At 61.6% G+C, this 2,059-nt stretch carries 3 protein-coding genes and 1 pseudogene; all 4 read right to left on the bottom strand.

All coding sequences use genetic code 11. The features are described 5' to 3' along the window. Positions 1 to 298: 298 nt before the first annotated feature. Positions 299 to 499 (bottom strand): hypothetical protein, encoded by a 201-nt coding sequence (locus tag EOA24_RS35695; protein WP_126083409.1) that lies wholly within the window; start codon positions 497 to 499, stop codon positions 299 to 301. Positions 500 to 522: 23 nt separating this feature from the next. Further along, entirely contained in the window at positions 523 to 954 is a 432-nt protein-coding gene (locus EOA24_RS35690) for a TadE/TadG family type IV pilus assembly protein (RefSeq protein ID WP_126083410.1), read from the bottom strand. After that, a complete protein-coding gene (locus EOA24_RS35685) occupies positions 944 to 1,387 on the bottom strand; it encodes a TadE/TadG family type IV pilus assembly protein (RefSeq protein WP_126083411.1) in 444 nt (147 codons plus the stop codon). The genes EOA24_RS35690 and EOA24_RS35685 overlap by 11 nt, the downstream gene beginning before the upstream one ends. 5 nt (positions 1,388 to 1,392) lie before the next feature. After that, positions 1,393 to 2,059: pseudogene (locus tag EOA24_RS35680) on the bottom strand (hypothetical protein); the annotation flags it as partial.

Here is a 2,059-nt window from a genome sequence, read left to right as displayed (position 1 = left end):
CTGCGCTCCTGATAGGACGATGGCAAATCCCTAGCATTCGTGGCTGGCGTCAAGCTTGCGACTTTAGAGATTGCTAAGATGATGCGCCGATCAGCCGGAGTGGATGGGACGGCACGTAGGCCGCCGGCACCACCCGAGGAGACGGGTTTCATGCCCGGTTTGCCCCTGCCCTTCTAGAGCTGTTCACCGTTTCACGGAAACGGCGAACCGCTCTATCTCCTTGTTTTTGCGCAATTCCGAACGGAAGGCTACGGCGAAGACGCCGAGCCTGACCGCTCGCACTTTTCCTGGAATTGCTCTAGCCGCCGACCAGCGGCACGGTCACGGACGTCGTGTAGTTGATCGGATAATCACTGAAATAGGGGAAGTTGATGACGAAGGCGTAGCTGGCGTTGACATGGGCCATGCGGAAGCCGCCGCTCGCCGGATCGATGGTGATCGTGACGTTCACATTTTGCAGGCCGAGCGCCTTCAGCTTCTGCTTCGCAAAAAGGCACAAATCGGCCGATTCAGTTCCGACTGTTACTGAGGGCAAGCTCCTTGCACGCTGTTGAGCAGCGGCACGTTCACCGTGGTCGCATAGTTGACCGGGTACTCGCTGAAATAGGGGAAGTTGATGACGAACGCGTAGCTGGCGTTGACATGCGCCATGCAGAAGCCGCCGCTCGCCGGATCGGTGGTGATCGTGACGTTGACGTTCTGCAAGCCGAGCGCCTGCAGCTTCTGGGTCGCGATCGCCTGTATGTCGGCCTGGGTCAGCGTGTTGTTGAGCTGCAGCGAGCGGGCGGAGGCCTCCAGCGCATAGCGCACGCTGGACTCGGAGTTCATCGACCAGCCGAAGGCGAAGATGCCGAAGAGCAGCATGATCAGGAAAGGCACAATGAGCGCAAACTCGATCGCGGCGCCGCCAGAGGCGTTGGCGGTAAACGCCTTGGCTCTCTGTTCAGCGGACACGGATCACCTGCTGGTGGCCCATCGCGGTGTCGTGCGGAAAGGGGCCGAAGGCAAAGGGCGGACTCCAGGTGCCCGAGGCCTGGATCTCGACGAAGATCGTGGGCACTTTCGATCCCGCGCACATGGTCGACGCCGACGCCACTACGATCGTCCCGCATTTATAGACGCGATTGACGGTGACCGCCGCGTCCGTAGGCTTTTTCTCCCAACTCGCCAGCGCGGCTGCCCGCGTGCTGCTGTCGTCGCCGGATCCCGCCAGGACCAGGTTTGCCGCCGTCTTCACACCGGCGCGCATCGAAAGCGAGTTGGTGACGTAGGACCAGCCGTCGACGGTGCCCAGCAGGGCGACGCACAGCACCGGCAGCACAAGCGCGAATTCGACCGCGGCGGCGCCGGATCGGTCTCTGCGGAAACGGATCGCCGGTGGCTGCATGGCCGCTACTCGACGAGCACTATGGACGTTGCGGCCGTGATGCCATCCATCCCATAGGCCGTGCAGTCCTGATTGATGGTGGAATTGCCTGACCACTGAACCGTGTCCGCAACGACCTGCGTGCAGCCACCCTTGCCGGAGAAATTGCCGAGATAGTTGACCTGCTGCTTGGGGAAGTAGATGGCGCCGGTCAGCAAGGAGGTCGCGGTACCGTTGAAGGTGCTCTGTGCCCAGACGCCAGTCCTGTCGCCGTAGAACAGCACACCGGAATAGGTGCCCGAGGTCGGCGCGCTCAGATTCACTGTGGCGTTGCCGTTCATGCTGACGGTGTTGCTGCCGGACATGAAGATGGTTACGCCGTTGGTGCAAGGGGCGGCGCAGGTGATGACCGCACCCGCGTTGATCTTCAAATTCCCCTGGACGACATAGGTCCCGGAAGAGAGCGCGACATTGCCGTTGAGGTTCATGCCACTGCAATAGGTGCCAGGCTGTAGTGTTTGCGTCGTCTTGCTGGCGTTGACATTCCTGCACGGGTTCGTGACCGCGGGCGCCGGCAGGGAGGAGAAAGGATCGGCGGCCGGCAAGGCCTGTGTGATCTTCGACGCGCATTTCGTGGTCACCGGGTTGTTCAGCACCATGCCGCCGACCGTGATCAGACAGTCGGCCTTCAGG

Source organism: Mesorhizobium sp. M2A.F.Ca.ET.039.01.1.1, from assembly GCF_003998035.1.
Classification (GTDB): Bacteria; Pseudomonadota; Alphaproteobacteria; order Rhizobiales; family Rhizobiaceae; genus Mesorhizobium.
Note: the sequence above shows the minus strand (reverse complement) of the source record. Positions and strands in the feature narration are given on the sequence as shown.